Raw genomic sequence first — 16320 nt, 5'->3', positions numbered from 1 at the left:
GCAATAATGAGCACTTTACTGAACCCCTACTTCGGCGAATTCGGCGGCATGTATGTGCCGCAGATCCTGATGCCCGCCCTGCGCCAGCTGGAAGAGGCCTTTGTCAGCGCGCAGAAGGACCCGGCCTTTCAGGCGGAATTCACCGACCTGCTGAAAAACTACGCCGGTCGTCCGACGGCCCTGACCAAATGCCGGAACCTGACCGAAGGGACCCGCACTACCCTGTACCTGAAACGCGAAGATCTGCTGCACGGCGGCGCGCACAAAACCAACCAGGTGCTGGGCCAGGCTCTGCTGGCCAAACGGATGGGCAAAACCGAAATTATCGCCGAGACCGGCGCCGGTCAGCACGGCGTCGCCTCAGCGCTGGCCAGCGCCCTGCTCGGTCTGAAATGCCGTATCTACATGGGCGCCAAGGACGTCGAGCGCCAGTCGCCGAACGTCTTCCGTATGCGCCTGATGGGCGCCGAGGTGATCCCGGTGCATAGCGGCTCCGCCACGCTGAAAGATGCCTGTAACGAGGCGCTACGCGACTGGTCCGGCAGCTATGAGAAGGCGCACTATATGCTGGGCACCGCCGCCGGTCCGCACCCGTTCCCGACCATCGTACGTGAATTCCAGCGCATGATCGGCGAAGAGACCAAAGCGCAGATCCTCGAAAAAGAGGGCCGTCTGCCGGACGCGGTGATCGCCTGCGTCGGCGGCGGGTCAAACGCCATCGGCATGTTCGCTGATTTTATCGAGGAAACCCGCGTCGGCCTGATCGGCGTGGAGCCTGCCGGGCACGGTATCGAAAGCGGGGAGCACGGCGCGCCGCTGAAGCATGGTCGTGTGGGGATCTACTTCGGGATGAAGTCGCCGATGATGCAAACCGCCGACGGCCAGATCGAGGAATCTTACTCCATTTCCGCCGGGCTGGACTTCCCGTCCGTTGGGCCGCAGCACGCGTTTCTGAACAGCACCGGGCGCGCCGACTATGTGTCGATCACCGATGACGAAGCGCTGGAGGCGTTTAAAGCGCTCTCCCGCCACGAAGGGATCATCCCGGCGCTGGAGTCCTCTCACGCTCTGGCCCATGCGCTGAAAATGATGCGCGAGAACCCGGAAAAAGAGCAACTGCTGGTGGTTAACCTCTCCGGCCGCGGCGATAAAGACATTTTCACCGTACACGACATCCTGAAAGCGCGAGGGGAAATCTGATGGAACGCTATGAGACGCTGTTTGCCCAACTGAAAAACCGCCAGGAAGGCGCTTTCGTCCCCTTTGTCACCCTTGGCGATCCGGGACCGGAGCAGTCGCTGAAAATTATCGATGCGCTGATCGAAGGCGGCGCCGATGCCCTTGAGCTGGGGATCCCCTTCTCCGACCCGCTGGCGGACGGCCCGACCATCCAGGGCGCGGCCCTGCGCGCCTTCGCCGCGGGGGTAACCCCGGCGCAGTGCTTTGAGATGCTGGCGGCGATCCGCCAGAAGCATCCAACGATCCCAATCGGCCTGCTGATGTACGCGAACCTCGTCTTCAGCCCGGGTATCGATGAGTTCTATGCCCAGTGCGCCCGCGTCGGCGTCGACTCGGTGCTGGTAGCCGACGTGCCGGTGGAAGAGTCCGCCCCGTTCCGCCAGGCGGCGATGCGCCATAACATCGCGCCAATTTTCATTTGCCCGCCCAACGCGGATGACGATTTACTGCGCCAGATCGCCTCTTATGGCCGCGGCTACACCTATCTGCTGTCGCGCGCCGGGGTGACGGGTGCGGAAAATCGCGCTGCGCTGCCGCTGCACCATCTGGTGGAGAAGCTGGCGGAATATCACGCTGCGCCGCCGCTGCAGGGCTTTGGCATCTCCGCGCCGGAGCAGGTGAGCGCCGCCATTGACGCCGGGGCCGCCGGGGCGATCTCCGGTTCCGCCATCGTCAAAATCATCGAACGTCATCTTGATGAGCCACAAACCATGCTCGACGAGCTGAAAGCCTTCGTCCAGAGCCTGAAGGCGGCGACCAAAACCGCCTGACCGTCAGCCGCCTGGCATCACGCCAGGCGGCGATGATTTCTGCAAACTGTCGGCGTATTTGCGCGTTAAGCGAAACAGCGCCTGCACTTCATCTTCCGGCCACTGCGCCAGCACCTGATTAATTAACCGCCGCCGCGCGACGGCGATCCTGTCGATCATCTGTTGTCCCCTGGCGCTAAGCGTCACTTCGCTGATCCGTCGGTCATGACGGTTCGGTTGCTTACCGGCAAGCCCCTGGGCTTCCAGTTTCTTCACCTGACGACTGACGGTGGTGTAATCGCGCCCTAAATGATCCGCCAGCTCAACCACCCCCACCGGGCCATAGCGCCCTACCGCCACCAGCAGCGGAAACAGCATCTGTTCCAGCTTGACGCCAGCTGCCTGGAGGATCTGCTCGTCGCGCACCGGCTGGTTCATCACGCTGATGATATCCAGCAGCGCGCCGTGAAAGTCGGTAATGTCGTAGCTATTATGTGCATCTTGCATGTATTAATTTTCCGCGTATAGTGCTGCAAAACAATATGTGTATTTTACACATAATTCCCGACAGGAGATAATTTATGAAAGCAGGCGTGGTTTTTGATCTCGCAGAAGGCCCGGTTTGGGCCGATTTCATCGAGCCGCAGCCCGCGCCCGGCCAGACGCTTATTGACGTCCGCGCCGCCGCGATGAGCCATGTGGTCAAGGCCCGGGCATCAGGACGCCATTACAGCTTCGACGGCAATCTGCCTTTTGTACCCGGTATCGATGGTGTCGGCACTACATCCCAGGGCCAGCGCGTCTACTTCGCCTTCCCCACTGCCCCCTTCGGCAGTATGGCGCAGCGGGCGCCGGTCGCCCTGCAGAATTGCCTGCCGCTGCCGGATGAGCTCGATGATATCCCGGCGGCGGCGATGGCCAACCCCGGCATGTCCGCGTGGGCGTCTCTGGTGACTCGCGCCCAGCTTCAGGCCGGCGAAACGGTGCTGATTAACGGCGCCACCGGCAGCGCCGGTCAGCTGGCGGTGCAGATTGCCCGCTACCTGGGCGCAAAAAAAATCATTGCGACCGGACGCAATGCGCAGTCGCTGGCGGCGATCGGCGCCGATGAATGTATTCAGTTAACGGCGGATGATAAGACGTTAACTGCACAGTTTTCAGCGGTCAGCGCCGCGCAGATCGATGTGGTCATCGATTATCTGTGGGGACACAGCGCGGAATTATTATTGCCGGCCCTGGCCAAATATACCCCGGCCGGCAGACCGGTGCGCTATGTGCAAGTGGGGTCCCTGGCTGGCGCCGATATCGCGTTAAATGGCGCGGTTCTGCGTTCCGCCCCGCTCCTGCTGATGGGCAGCGGGATCGGTAGCCTGACGATGCCGCAGCTGCTGGCGGCGACCGGCGAAATGCTGCAGGCGGCGGTGCCGGGGAAATTGACCATCGCCACCACCCCGCGGCCGCTGCAGGAGATCGCTACGGCCTGGCCGCAGGACGACAGCCAGAAGCGTACGGTTTTCACCCTCGGATAAAAAATCGCTTCCGCACAAAAGATGGGGTTGATATCTTAAATGAGAAATATTATCTTTCTCATCACTGAATAGTTGAGTAAATAACTCAGGTATTCAGTACGACATTGCTCACATTGCTTCCAGTATTTTTGCCCGCACTTGTGCGGGCTTTTTTTTACTCGCGACACACCTCTCGCACCCGCTGCCGCAGCCAGCGGTGGCCGGGGCCTGCTCCAGGCGCGGACGCCACGCCTGCCACACCGTAATCACCCCGGTGCTGACCGGCAGCGGAAAACTTACTATCCCCTGCGGCGAAGGATGACGCACGCAGGAGGCCGGCATCAGCCCCAGCGCGGCGCTGAAGCCCGGCACGACGGCGGCGATGCGCCGGTACAGCCCCCGCCCCGCTCTGCCAGCTGGTCATCCACCAGCCCATATACGATCCCATGCCGGGAAACGATAACATGTCCCCAGGCGACATAGCGCTCTGCATCTATCGCCGCCGCGGCGGTAAACTGGATTGAGCACCGCGCGCATATCGCTCAGCACACTGTGCGTTTTGCTGCGGATCCGCTGCGCATGCGGGGTGAACACCATTTTGCGTCCGGCCCGCACCAGCAGGGGATCGCCGGTCACGTGCCGCAAGCGAGTTAACGTTCCGCTCATCGCCGAAGTGCTAAGGCCGAAACGGCGGGCGGCGCCCGGGACTGGAGTATCTGGATGGCCACGGCCGCACGGTGCCCTGGTAAGCCCGCCGGGACGCCAGCCTCAGGGCGCCCTTCGGCGCCCGCCCGGCGTCTGTTATCCAAGGTCACCGCGCTATATTCCGCGTTGCCCTGCCGCCTTTACCGAGGTCACCCGCCTTTTTTGTTCAAAATTTATGAAATTTGTAAACGGTGGTGAAGAAATCAGTTTAAACGTCAACTTTTCTGTGTAAATATTAAGGCGAATGATAACTATTCTTTTTATCATTTATAGAATCACGCCGGGTCAGCGCAAGCCAGACGACGAATAACGTCGCTTTTGCGCGGCGTGATATGTGCTAATAACAAAAAATAAGCCTGCATTTATCATGGAAAAAAACACTTCTCTGCCGTTTGGCAGTTTCAACTCATTGGCATTGTTTACAGGTCTGTGTCTGGGAGCCGCGCCGGCAACCGGCATGGCAGCCGAAAAATCAGTCAAAAATAATGAAGAGACGCTGGTGGTGGAAGCCGCCCCGCCTTCGCTTTATTCTCCCGGAGCCTCCGCCGATCCCAAGTTCAATAAACCACTGGTGGATACCACTCGCACCATCACCGTGATCCCCGAACAGGTCATTAAAGATCAGGGCGTCACCAACCTGACTGACGCCCTCAAAAACGTCCCCGGCGTCGGGGCGTTTTACGCCGGGGAGAATGGCAGCTCAACCACCGGGGACGCCATCTTTATGCGCGGCGTGGACACCTCCAACAGTATTTATGTCGACGGCATTCGCGATATCGGCAGCGTGACGCGGGATACCTTCAATACCCAGCAGGTGGAAGTCATCAAAGGGCCCGCCGGCACGGACTATGGCCGCAGCGCCCCTTCCGGCTCGATCAATATGATCAGCAAGCAGCCGCGCCTTGACTCCGGGATCGACGGATCCGTCAGCATCGGCAGCGCCTGGTCGCGTCGGGGTACCCTTGACCTTAACCAGGCCTTCGGCGACAACGCCGCGTTTCGCCTCAACCTGATGGGCGAAAAAACCCACGACGCCGGCCGGGATAAGATTGAGAACGAGCGCTACGGCATTGCCCCGTCCCTGGCCTTCGGCCTCGATACGCCCACCCGTCTGTATCTGAACTATCTCCACGTCCGACAGAATAACACCCCGGATGGCGGGATCCCCACCGTCGGCCTGCCGGGCTATTCGGCGCCTTCGCCGAAGTATGCCGCCCTCAATTCCGCCGGTAAGGTCGATACCAGCAATTTCTATGGCACCGACTCCGATTACGATAAATCCACCACCGACAGCGGCACCCTGCGCTTTGAACACGATCTGACGGACAATACCACCGTGCGCAATACCACCCGCTGGTCGCGTGTGAAGCAGGAGTATCTCCTGACCGCGGTGATGGGCGGCGCGAGCAATATCACCGCCCCCGACATCAATGACGTCAATACCTGGAGCTGGTCACGTCTGGTTAATACCAAAGATGTCAGCAACCGCATTCTGACCAACCAGACCAATATCACCTCGACCTTCAATACCGGTTCGATAGGCCATGACGTCAGCGCCGGCGTGGAGTTTACCCGGGAAAACCAGACTAACTATGGCGTCAACGCCCTGACCGCTCCGGCGGTGAATCTCTATCATCCGGTGAGCAGCCTGTCGATTGGCGGGCTGGACAGAAACGGGGCGAACGCCAACGGCCAGACCGATACCTTCGGTATCTATGCCTTTGATACGCTGGCGCTGACCGATCGGGTTGAGGTCAACGGTGGGCTGCGTCTCGACAGTTACCATACCAAATATGACAGCGCCACCGCCTGCGGCGGCAGCGGACGCGGGGCTGTCGCCTGCCCGCCAGGACAGTCGACCGGCAGCCCGGTCACCACTGTCGATACCGCTAAATCCGGTAACCTGGTTAACTGGAAGGCCGGGGCGCTGTATCGCTTAACCGAGCAGGGCAATATCTACGTCAACTATGCCATCTCGCAGCAACCGCCGGGAGGCAGCAGCTTCGCGCTGGCAGCCAGCGGTAGCGGCAACAGCGCCAACCGGACCGACTTTAAACCGCAGAAGGCGAAATCCAGCGAACTGGGCACCAAGTGGCAAATCCTCGACAAGCGCCTGCTGCTCAGTGCGGCGTTATTCCGCACCGATATTGAAAACGAAGTGGCCGCCAACGATGACGGAACCTGGTCGCAGTACGGCAAAAAGCGCGTGGAAGGCTATGAGCTCTCCGCAACCGGGAACCTGACCCCGGACTGGACAATCATCGCCGGCTACACCCAGCAGCATGCCACGGTGACAGAGGGTCAGAATGTGGCGCAGGATGGCTCTTCCGCGCTGGCCTACACCCCGAAACATGCCTTTACGCTGTGGACGCAGTATCAGGCCACCAGCGATCTGTCCGTCGGTGGCGGCGTGCGCTATGTCGGAAGCCTGCGCCGGGGCAGCGATGGCGCGGTGGGTACCCCGGATCACACCGAGGGCTATTGGGTCGCCGACGCCAAACTGGGCTATCGGGTCAACAGCAATCTCGATCTGCAGCTCAATATGTACAACCTGTTTGATACCGATTACGTGGCTTCCATCAACAAGAGCGGCTATCGCTATCATCCGGGCGAACCCCGTACCTTTATGTTGACGGCGAACGTCCATTTCTGAGTCTGTACGTGGGGCCATCGCGCCCCACCTTTTTGAGAGAACACCGCAATGATGTATCACATTCCTGACGTGCTGACGGCGGACCAGGTGGCTGAATATGGCCGCCTGCTGGCGCAGGCCGAATGGGTTGACGGGCGGGTTACCGTCGGCAGCCAGGGGGCGACCGTCAAACAAAACCAGCAGATCGATACCCGCACGCCGCTGTATGCCCGTCTGCAGGCCGCCGTACTCGACGCGCTGCGCGGCCATCCGCAGTTTTTTTCCGCCGCGCTGCCGCGGACGATTTCCGCGCCGTTGTTTAATCGCTACGGGCCGGGGGAGACCTACGGTTTTCATGTCGATGGCGCGGTGCGCCAGAACGGGGATGCGGGCTGGATGCGGACCGACCTCTCGGCGACGCTGTTCCTCTGCGAGCCGGAAAGCTATGAAGGGGGCGAACTGGTGATTGAAGATACCTATGGCCAGCACCGGGTGAAGCTCCCGGCCGGACATCTGGTGCTCTATCCCGCCAGTAGCCTGCACTGCGTCACCCCGGTCACCGGCGGGGTTCGCCAGGCCTCTTTCCTGTGGATCCAGTCGATGGTCCGCGACGATAAGCAGCGCGCGATGCTCTACGACCTGGACCGCACGATCCAGTCTCTCAAAACCCGCTTTGGCGACGGGGAAGAGGTCCTCTCCCTGCTCAATATGTATCACAACCTGCTGCGCCAGTGGACTGAAGTGTGATCCGCAGGCGAAGGTTTATCGCAGGGAGGGGTGAGGAGGCAACAGACTGGCCGTCCGCTGGCCAGTTTGCAGCAGGCGTTAGAACCGATAGCCTGCGGAGAACATAAACACCCACGGATCCAGGCGGGTGCTGACTTTCTGGTCCACACCGCCGGCTTTGAATTTCACATCGGTGTCGATATCCATGTACCACACCGACATATTCAGCAGCCAGTCACGGTTAATCAGGTAATCGAGGCCGACCTGCCCTGCCGCGCCCCAGGAGTCCTTCAGGCTCAGATCGGAAAGCCCGGCCGCCTTGCCGGTATCGTTAAAGTCTTCATTAAAGAAGGTGGTGTAGTTAATCCCCGCCCCCACGTACGGACGCACCTTGCTTTGCGCATCGCCAAAGTACCACTGCGCCATCAGGGTGGGTGGCAATTGATGGACGGTAGCGATGGTGCCAGTTGGCCCGGTACCAACCTTATGGCGGAACGGCGTAGCCGCCAGCAGTTCCACCCCGATGTTATCGGTCGCCATATAGGTAAAGGTTAAACCCAGCTGAGTATTGTTACTGACGTTGAAACTGCCCAGGCTGCCCAGCACATTGTCAGAGCCTTCCGTCGGTCGGACGGTAGCGGTCCCGGCACGAATGAAAAATTCACCCGCCTCATGCGCCCAGACGCTGCCGGTAGTAAGAGTGCTTAGAATCAATGCCGCCGCTGCTAACTTCTTCATATCCACTTCCTCATTATGGTTTTTCAGCGCGGCCAAATATACCTATAACGAGTTACGTTTGATCTGTTTTAGATCACACTAAAACCTTAGATTTAACATTTATTGATCCAGATTAATTTTTGATACCGATCGCAATACGCTAAATCCTTCGCACATCAATTTTCACTTTTCGCGAAAAAAATTATTTCTGCCCCTCTTGCCGCCGCTGAGGCGGCTGGATAAGTTAACTGCCGACAATCTGTGTTGATGCGTTTTTTTCAGGTGTAATTATGAGTGAAATCAACCCGTGCATGACGTGCGGTGCCTGTTGTGCGTATTTTCGAGTCTCTTTCTACTGGGCGGAAGCCGACGACGCGGGCGGCCTGGTGCCCGCCGCGCTGACCGAGCCCCTGACCCCCTTCCTGCGCTGTATGAGCGGTACTAATCAACGCCAGAGCCGCTGCGCGGCGCTATCGGGCGAGATCGGCGACGCCGTCCACTGCACTATCTATGAAAATCGTCCTTCGCCATGTCGCGAATTCGCCATGTCCGGGGAAAACGGCGAGGAAAACGACGCCTGCAACCGGGCGCGAGCGCGCTATGGCCTGCCGCCATTGCGGCCTCTTTACAAAGATATACCTGCCCTGACCGGCGCAGAGAGTGCTACGACGGAAGGATTTGCGGTACAATCGCCGGCTAGTTAACACCTGCGACACTCAAGGAGAATGCATGTCTATCACGGCGAAGTCCGTCTACCGTGACACCGGGAATTTTTTTCGTAATCAGTTCATTACCATTTTGCTGATTGCGCTGTTGTGCGCGTTCATTACGGTAGTACTTGGCCATGCCTTTTCACCCAGCGACGAGCAGCTGTCGATACTCAGCGAAGGCGACAACCTCGCCGGTAGCGCAGGCCTGTTCGAGCTGGTGCAGAATATGACGCCGGAGCAGCAGCAGGTTCTGCTGCGCGCCTCGGCGGCATCAACCTTCTCGGGTCTGGTGGGCAATGCGATCCTCGCCGGCGGCGTCCTGCTGCTTATCCAGCTGGTCTCTGCCGGTCATCGCGTCAGCGCCCTGCGCGCCATCGGCGCCTCGGCGCCGGTGCTGCCAAAGCTGCTGCTGCTGATCCTCTTCACCACTTTCCTGGTGCAGATGGGGATGATGTTAGTGCTGGTGCCCGGCGTCCTGTTGGCCATTGTGCTGGCCTTTGCGCCAATCATGCTGGTGCAAGACAAAATGGGCATCCTCGGCGCCATGCGCAGCAGCATGCGCCTGGCCTGGGCCAATCTGCGGCTAGTGGCGCCGGCCATTATCGGTTGGCTGGTGGCGAAAACTCTGCTGTTACTGTTTGCTTCCAGCTTTGCCGCCCTGACGCCAAACGTCGGCGCGGTGGTGATTAACACCCTCAGCAACCTGATTTCCGCCCTGTTGCTGATCTATTTATTCCGCGTGTATATGCTTATCCGTAGCTAATTTTAACCTGGACCGGGGAATTTCCCGGTCCGTCCTGACAGACGGGATCGATGTATGAAGCAGTTTCTGGATTTTTTACCGCTGGTGGTCTTCTTCGCCTTCTACAAGCTTTACGATATCTACGCCGCCACCACTGCGCTGATTGTGGCGACCGCCATCGTGCTGATCTACAGCTGGGTGCGCTACCGTAAAATCGAAAAAATGGCGCTGATCACCTTCGTGCTGGTGGCCGTCTTCGGTGGATTAACCCTCTTCTTCCACAATGATGAGTTTATTAAATGGAAGGTGACGGTGATCTATGCGCTGTTCGCCGGCGCGCTGCTCTTCAGCCAGTGGGTGATGAAAAAGCCGCTTATCCAGCGCATGCTGGGTAAAGAGCTGACCCTGCCGCAGCAGGTCTGGTCGCGCCTTAACCTGGCCTGGGCGGCGTTTTTTATCCTCTGCGGGCTGGCTAATATCTATATCGCCTTCTGGTTGCCGCAGAATATCTGGGTTAACTTTAAGGTCTTCGGTTTAACTGCCCTCACGCTGGTCTTTACCTTGCTGAGCGGGATCTACATCTACCGTCATATGCCGCAGGACGACCACCACTAACGCCTCCACCGGCGCGCCACCCGCGCGCCGCGCTCGCCCCGGGTACCCTTGCTGCGCTGGCCAACCGTCCCTGCCACCACCACCTCCGCGCGTAACCTGACAGCTTCCCGGCCCCACAGCGCAGGCTCCCTTCACGATTTCACTCGGCAGCGTAAAAAATTGCGCTAATTGTGAGGATTTTATGGAGATTCATTTCGTTACATTGTAATGATAATTGTTATCATTAATATTCTCGATCTCATTTTGAATTGTTTTGAAAAGGATATTTACATGAGATCGCCGCAATATTATGTCCCCACGACCCTGGCGCTGGTCATATCCAGTCTCCTTGCCCCTAACGCCTTTGCAGAAGAGTCAGAACAAGATACCGAAACAATGATTGTGCGCAGTACGGCGGAAGAGGCGCTCAAGCAACAGCCCGGGGTGTCGATTATCACGGCAGATGATATTGCAAAACAGCCACCGGTCAACGATCTCTCAGACATCATCCGTAAAATGCCCGGGGTGAATTTGACCGGCAACAGCGCCAGCGGCAGTCGGGGCAACAACCGCCAGATTGATATCCGCGGCATGGGGCCGGAGAACACCCTGATCCTGATAGATGGGGTACCGGCCACGTCACGTAACTCGGTTCGCTATAGCTGGCGCGGCGAACGCGATACCCGGGGCGACAGCAACTGGGTCCCTGCCGAGATGGTCGAGCGAATTGAAGTCCTCCGCGGCCCGGCAGCCGCGCGTTATGGTTCCGGTGCGGCCGGCGGAGTGGTCAACATTATTACCAAACGCCCGACCAACAACTGGCACGGTTCCCTGTCTTTTTTTACCAATCAGCCGGAAAACAACAAGGAAGGCACGACTAATCGCGCTAACTTCAATCTCAGCGGCCCACTGGCCGGCGAAGCGCTGACAATGCGCCTGTATGGCAATATCAATAAAACGGAACCCGACGCCTGGGATATTAACCATGCGCAAAACGGCTCCTACGCTGCGGGACGCGAAGGGGTACGCAATAAAGATATTAACGCCCTGCTGTCATGGAAAATGACCCCGCAACAAATTCTCGATTTCAGCTACGCCTATAGCCGTCAGGGGAATATCTATGCAGGTGATACCCAGTACAGCAACGGCAATCTTAGCCCGAACGGGCTGGTCGATTCCCTGTACGGCCACGAAACGAATCGCCTCTATCGCCAGTCCTGGGGATTGACCTACAACGGTCTTTGGGATTGGGGCCAGTCCAAAGCGGGGGTTTACTACGAGAAAACCAACAATACCCGCCTGCAGGAAGGCTCCACCGGCCGCGTCGAAGGCATGATCAACAGTGAGGATTATGCCACCAGCCGACTGGAATCCTGGCGTACTACCTCCGAATTCAATGTGCCTTTCTTCTGGCTGGCGGATCAGACGCTGACGCTGGGCATGGAATGGAACCATGATCAGCTCGACGACCCGGCATCGATGCAGGCCACTAACAGCAATGGGGAGACTATCCCTGGGACCTCCGGCGACCCTGCACAACGTCGCACCAAAAACAGCGCCACCCTCACCGGTATCTATCTGGAAGATAATATCGAAGCCGTGCCCGGCACCAACCTGATCCCCGGCATTCGTTTCGATTATCATAATCAGTTTGGCAGCAACTGGAGCCCAAGCCTCAATTTGTCTCAGGCGCTGGGCGATATGTTCACGCTGAAGGCCGGTATCGCGCGGGTGTTTAAAGCGCCTAACCTCTATCAATCCAGTGAAGGCTATCTGCTCTCCACCCGCGGCAACGGTTGTCCAAACACTATCGCCGAAGGCAGCTGCTATCTGCTGGGCAACCCTGACCTCGATCCGGAAATCAGTATTAACAAAGAGATCGGTATCGAATTTAACCTTAATGGCTACGCTGCCGGGGTCACCTGGTTCCGCAACGATTACAAAAACAAAATCGTCTCCGGAACCGAGGTGCTGGGCTATACCTCCAGCGGCAATAATATTCTGCAATGGCAGAACGGCGGCAAAGCCGTGGTCGAGGGGCTGGAAGGCAATCTGCTGATCCCGGTGCTGGCTGATATCCTAAGCTGGCGGACCAATGCCACGTGGATGTTCAAATCTGAAAGTAAAGAGACAGGCAACCCGCTGTCGGTTATCCCGAAATATACCGTTAACACGATGCTCGACTGGCAGATAAACGACGCCCTGTCGGCGAATGTCAACTGGACGCTTTATGGCCGTCAGAAGCCGCGTCAGTATGCAGAGATCCGCAACGAAACCGGAACCCTTGCCACCACCGAGGTTGGCGCCTATTCCATCGTGGGGATCGGCACCCAGTATCAGCTCAACCGGGATATTCGCCTGAATGCCGGCATAAGTAACCTCTTTGATAAGCAACTGTATCGCGAAAATGCCGGCGCCTCGACCTACAATGAGCCTGGACGCGCGTATTACGCCGGAGTGACCCTCTCTTTCTGAACCACTGCGCCCGCCTCCGCGGGCGCCAGCCCTATTCTCTCTACGCCGTTTTCATAGTAGCATCCCGCTGATCGTCTTTGACCACAACAGAGTAGAGCATGACAACAACAGATCTCGCCCCGAAGGGCGAAATGGTTTTACGCACCCTGGCAATGCCGGCAGATACCAATGCCAACGGGGACATTTTTGGCGGCTGGCTGATGTCGCAGATGGATATCGGCGGCGCCATTATGGCCAAAGAGATCGCCCAGGGTCGCGTGGTGACCGTGCGCGTGGATGGGATGACCTTTTTACGCCCGGTGGCCGTAGGCGACGTGGTGTGCTGCTATGCCCGCTGCGTGAAGCGCGGCAATACCTCAGTGACCATTAACATCGAAGTGTGGGTGAAAAAAGTCTCTTCAGAACCGATTGGCCAGCGCTACAAGGCGACGGAAGCGCTGTTTATCTACGTTGCCGTCGATAATCAGGGTAAACCCCGCCCTCTGCCGGCCGAATAAGATGGCGCCCGGCTAACCGGGCACCTGGCTTAGAGAAAGCCCAGCAGCGAGAAGAAGAAGTAGCCGATAACAATCACCATCACCGGCAGCACGTACAGCGGGAAATACTGCACCAGGATCGTATGTCGCGGCACCACAATGCGTTCGGCGAGCTGCTCGCGAGTTAACCCTTCCGCGCCTTTCGCCTGCTCGAGGATCAGCTGATCCTCAATCCCCTCGCGGAGAAATTTCGCCTGCCGCGCCATCCGCGCGCCGGAGGCCTGCAGCGCCATGCCGACGAACACCATAATGAAGATAATCCAGAAGCCGATGTTCAGGCTATGGTGAAAATCCGGCAGCGGTGAGTTGTACCAGAAAAAGTTCAGGAACGGCGTGTTAAAGCGCATCATCTCAATCATGACGTGCGCAAAATCCATCATTACCGCGTCAATGCCGGGTTTCTTTTCACTGTGCTCATACATAAATTTGAGGACAGAAATCAGCGTCGACAGCACGGCGGGAATAAAGATGACCCATCCCAAAATACGTTTGATGACCGCAATGCGTCCAGCTTGTTGGTACGTCATGAGTTCCCCTTGTTAAAGACGCGTTAGTGGTTCGCCTGCCGCCCGTTGCGTGGCGCAGGCGCCCCTCGCTTACCCGAATGTGTCGGGTATAAGTCTATCTTCCACGGCGAATTTCGCCCAATAACGCGCGGTATGATATACCATGAATGCCGATTCGTTTATCTGATTACGCAACAGGAGAAGGACATATGTCAGCGAAGCGCCGCATTGAGGCTGCGATTTTTGATATGGACGGGTTGCTGATTGACTCTGAGCCGCTTTGGGATCAGGCGGAGGTCGAGGTCATGGAGAGCCTGGGGGTGGATACCCGCCGCCGCGATGAACTGCCCGACCAGCTGGGTCTGCGAATCGACCTGGTGGTGGATCTGTGGTACGCGCAGCAGCCGTGGCGCGGCGTAGACCGCCCAGAAGCCACCGCGCGCATTATCCGTCGCGCCATCGAACTGGTGGAAGCCTCACGTCCGCTGCTGCCGGGGGTGCGCGAGGCGGTGGCCCTGTGCAAAGCCCAGGGGTTGAAGGTAGGGCTGGCCTCAGCCTCGCCGCTGGTGATGCTGGAGAAAGTGCTCAATATGTTCGAGCTGCGCGACCAGTTTGATGCCCTCGCCTCGGCGGAGCATCTGCCCTGGAGCAAACCGCACCCGCAGGTGTATCTCAACTGCGCCGCCGCCCTCGGGGTCGACCCACAGCGCTGTGTCGCGCTGGAGGACTCGGTCAACGGCATGATCGCCAGCAAAGCTGCGCGCATGCGCGCTATCGTCGTGCCGGAAGCAGAGAACAGCCGCGACCCGCGCTTCGTGCTGGCGGACGTCAAGCTGCCGTCACTGCAGGCCCTGACCGTCGAGGCGCTGCTCGGGTAAGACCGCTGGCGGGTGACGCGATCGCCGCCACCCGCCAGCAAAGAAAATCAAAACATCGTTTCATTTTAATTGTAATTTTGTTTTCCTACCTCTATGCTGGGTACAGGTGGCGTTATCGTACGCCTGAAGATCAGCACACAGAGGTGAATATGGTACTGAACGCCTTCGACCTGACGGGTAAGGTCGCCATCGTGACCGGTTGCGATACCGGCCTGGGACAGGGAATGACGCTGGGCCTGGCGCAGGCCGGATGCGATATCGTCGGCATCAACCGCAAAATTCCCCACGACACGGCCGCGCAGGTTCAGGCGCTGGGCCGCCGCTTTCATGCCATTCAGGCGGATCTCAGCCAACAGGATGATATGACCGTTTTGGTCGACCAGGCGGTGGCGGCGATGGGCCGGGTCGATATTCTGGTCAACAACGCCGGGATTATCCGCCGCCATGATGCCCTGACCTTCACGGAAAGCGACTGGGATGCGGTGATCGATCTGAATCTGAAAGCAGTTTTTTTCCTCTGCCAGGCGGTCGCCAGGCAGTTCATTCGCCAGGGTGAAGGCGGGAAAATCGTTAACATCGCCTCGATGCTCTCGTTTCAGGGCGGGATCCGCGTCCCCTCCTATACCGCCTCGAAAAGCGGCGTGCTGGGGCTGACCCGCCTGCTGGCTAACGAATGGGCTGGTCAGGGTATCAACGTCAACGCGATTGCGCCCGGGTATATGGCCACCAATAACACCCAGGCGCTGCGCGAAGATGAGGAGCGCAACCAGGCAATCCTTGAGCGTATCCCCGCCGGTCGCTGGGGTGTGCCGGATGACCTGCAGGGGCCGGTGGTGTTTCTCGCCTCGTCCGCCGCCGACTATATTCACGGCTATACCCTGGCCGTCGACGGCGGATGGCTGGCGCGCTGAGAATTTGTGACAAAGAGTTACACCGTCACCTCTTCCGTGCACTGTATAAAAACCCTATACTGTATGAATCGACAGTTTAGGGTGTGTTATCATGACGGCGGAAGGCCATCTCTTCTTTTCAATCGCCTGCGCAGTATTTGCCAAAAACGCAGAGTTAACGCCGGTGCTGGCGCAGGGCGACTGGTGGCATATTGTGCCCTCCGCGGTCTTGACCTGCCTGCTGCCGGACATCGATCACCCAAAGTCGTTTCTTGGCCAGCGGCTGAGCTGGATCTCAAAGCCCGTGGCGCGGGCCTTTGGCCACCGCGGCTTCACCCACAGCCTGCTGGCGGTGTTTGGTGCGCTGACGCTATTCTACCTCAAGGTGCCTGACAGCTGGATTGTCCCGGCGGACGCCCTCCAGGGCCTGGTGCTGGGCTATCTCAGCCACATCCTTGCCGATATGCTCACCCCAGCCGGGGTGCCGCTGCTGTGGCCCTGCCGCTGGCGCTTTCGGCTACCGATCCTTGCGCCGCGCAAAGGCAACCAGCTGGAGCGCGCCTTATGCATGGCGCTGTTCATCTATGCCGTCTGGATGCCGCAGACGCTGGCGGACAACACCGCGATACGCTGGTCTTCCGGGGTGATTAATTCCCTGCAGATCACCTTCAATCGCTTCATAAGTCACCAGAGTGGGCGATAAACCGGCAGAA

The 16320-nt window shown here is 58.6% G+C and carries 16 protein-coding genes and 1 pseudogene; 13 read left to right on the top strand and 4 right to left on the bottom strand.

Annotation, left to right across the window (positions count from 1 at the left end; genetic code table 11):
- Window positions 1–6 precede the first annotated feature (6 nt).
- Window positions 7–1200, top strand: a complete 1194-nt coding sequence (gene trpB / locus ABLU50_RS03830; protein WP_004203860.1) for a tryptophan synthase subunit beta — start codon at window positions 7–9, stop codon at window positions 1198–1200.
- Entirely contained in the window at window positions 1200–2009 is an 810-nt protein-coding gene (trpA, locus tag ABLU50_RS03825; protein WP_004203859.1) for a tryptophan synthase subunit alpha, read from the top strand. The genes trpB and trpA overlap by 1 nt, the downstream gene beginning before the upstream one ends.
- Before the next feature lie 3 nt (window positions 2010–2012).
- Here the strand turns inward: trpA and ABLU50_RS03820 are convergent, their stop codons facing one another.
- Window positions 2013–2495, bottom strand: coding sequence for a MarR family winged helix-turn-helix transcriptional regulator (locus ABLU50_RS03820; protein ID WP_087832803.1), 483 nt, complete (start codon window positions 2493–2495; stop codon window positions 2013–2015).
- Between the two features lie 74 nt (window positions 2496–2569).
- Here ABLU50_RS03820 and ABLU50_RS03815 point away from each other — a divergent pair, with 74 nt between their 5' ends.
- Entirely contained in the window at window positions 2570–3517 is a 948-nt protein-coding gene (locus ABLU50_RS03815; protein WP_087832802.1) for a zinc-binding alcohol dehydrogenase family protein, read from the top strand.
- 154 nt (window positions 3518–3671) lie between these two features.
- On the opposite strand, the pseudogene ABLU50_RS03810 reads toward ABLU50_RS03815, so the two are convergent.
- Window positions 3672–4204, bottom strand: a pseudogene (locus tag ABLU50_RS03810) (LysR family transcriptional regulator); the annotation flags it as partial.
- A gap of 364 nt (window positions 4205–4568) precedes the next feature.
- Here ABLU50_RS03810 and ABLU50_RS03805 point away from each other — a divergent pair.
- A complete protein-coding gene (locus ABLU50_RS03805) occupies window positions 4569–6854 on the top strand; it encodes a catecholate siderophore receptor Fiu (RefSeq protein ID WP_087832800.1) in 2286 nt (761 codons plus the stop codon).
- A 48-nt stretch (window positions 6855–6902) separates the two neighbouring features.
- A complete protein-coding gene (gene ybiX, locus ABLU50_RS03800; RefSeq protein WP_023318024.1) occupies window positions 6903–7580 on the top strand; it encodes a PKHD-type hydroxylase YbiX in 678 nt (225 codons plus the stop codon).
- Window positions 7581–7658: 78 nt separating this feature from the next.
- On the opposite strand, the gene ompW is transcribed toward ybiX, so the two are convergent.
- Entirely contained in the window at window positions 7659–8297 is a 639-nt protein-coding gene (gene ompW, locus ABLU50_RS03795) for an outer membrane protein OmpW (RefSeq protein WP_004203849.1), read from the bottom strand.
- A gap of 269 nt (window positions 8298–8566) precedes the next feature.
- On the opposite strand from ompW, the gene ABLU50_RS03790 reads away from it, so the two are divergent.
- The 5 genes from ABLU50_RS03790 (at window position 8567) to yciA (ending at window position 13294) form a co-directional block, all read left to right on the top strand.
- Window positions 8567–8980, top strand: a complete 414-nt coding sequence (locus tag ABLU50_RS03790) for a YkgJ family cysteine cluster protein (protein ID WP_004203847.1) — start codon at window positions 8567–8569, stop codon at window positions 8978–8980.
- Between the two features lie 25 nt (window positions 8981–9005).
- Entirely contained in the window at window positions 9006–9749 is a 744-nt protein-coding gene (locus ABLU50_RS03785; protein ID WP_004203845.1) for a YciC family protein, read from the top strand.
- A 54-nt stretch (window positions 9750–9803) separates the two neighbouring features.
- Complete coding sequence (locus tag ABLU50_RS03780; RefSeq protein ID WP_004203842.1) at window positions 9804–10343, top strand: septation protein A; 540 nt, start codon at window positions 9804–9806, stop codon at window positions 10341–10343.
- A 270-nt stretch (window positions 10344–10613) separates the two neighbouring features.
- Window positions 10614–12797: a TonB-dependent siderophore receptor gene (locus ABLU50_RS03775; protein ID WP_087832882.1), complete on the top strand. Its 2184-nt coding sequence runs from the start codon at window positions 10614–10616 to the stop codon at window positions 12795–12797.
- 98 nt (window positions 12798–12895) lie between these two features.
- A complete protein-coding gene (gene yciA / locus ABLU50_RS03770) occupies window positions 12896–13294 on the top strand; it encodes an acyl-CoA thioester hydrolase YciA (RefSeq protein WP_002901629.1) in 399 nt (132 codons plus the stop codon).
- A 29-nt stretch (window positions 13295–13323) separates the two neighbouring features.
- Here the strand turns inward: yciA and ABLU50_RS03765 are convergent, their stop codons facing one another.
- A complete protein-coding gene (locus tag ABLU50_RS03765) occupies window positions 13324–13860 on the bottom strand; it encodes a YniB family protein (protein WP_087832799.1) in 537 nt (178 codons plus the stop codon).
- A gap of 188 nt (window positions 13861–14048) precedes the next feature.
- Here ABLU50_RS03765 and hxpB point away from each other — a divergent pair, with 188 nt between their 5' ends.
- The 3 genes from hxpB to ABLU50_RS03750 all read left to right on the top strand — a co-directional run bounded on the left by hxpB (window position 14049) and on the right by ABLU50_RS03750 (window position 16310).
- A complete protein-coding gene (hxpB, locus tag ABLU50_RS03760; RefSeq protein ID WP_087832798.1) occupies window positions 14049–14717 on the top strand; it encodes a hexitol phosphatase HxpB in 669 nt (222 codons plus the stop codon).
- Between the two features lie 149 nt (window positions 14718–14866).
- The gene (kduD, locus tag ABLU50_RS03755; RefSeq protein ID WP_032455866.1) at window positions 14867–15628 is read left to right on the top strand and encodes a 2-dehydro-3-deoxy-D-gluconate 5-dehydrogenase KduD; all 762 of its coding nucleotides are present in this window, start codon (window positions 14867–14869) and stop codon (window positions 15626–15628) included.
- 91 nt (window positions 15629–15719) lie between these two features.
- Complete coding sequence (locus ABLU50_RS03750) at window positions 15720–16310, top strand: metal-dependent hydrolase (protein ID WP_004203834.1); 591 nt, start codon at window positions 15720–15722, stop codon at window positions 16308–16310.
- Window positions 16311–16320 lie beyond the last annotated feature (10 nt).

The organism is Klebsiella sp. GG_Kp173 (genome assembly GCF_040062415.1).
Classification (GTDB): Bacteria; Pseudomonadota; Gammaproteobacteria; order Enterobacterales; family Enterobacteriaceae; genus Klebsiella; species Klebsiella quasipneumoniae.
Note: the sequence above shows the minus strand (reverse complement) of the source record. Positions and strands in the feature narration are given on the sequence as shown.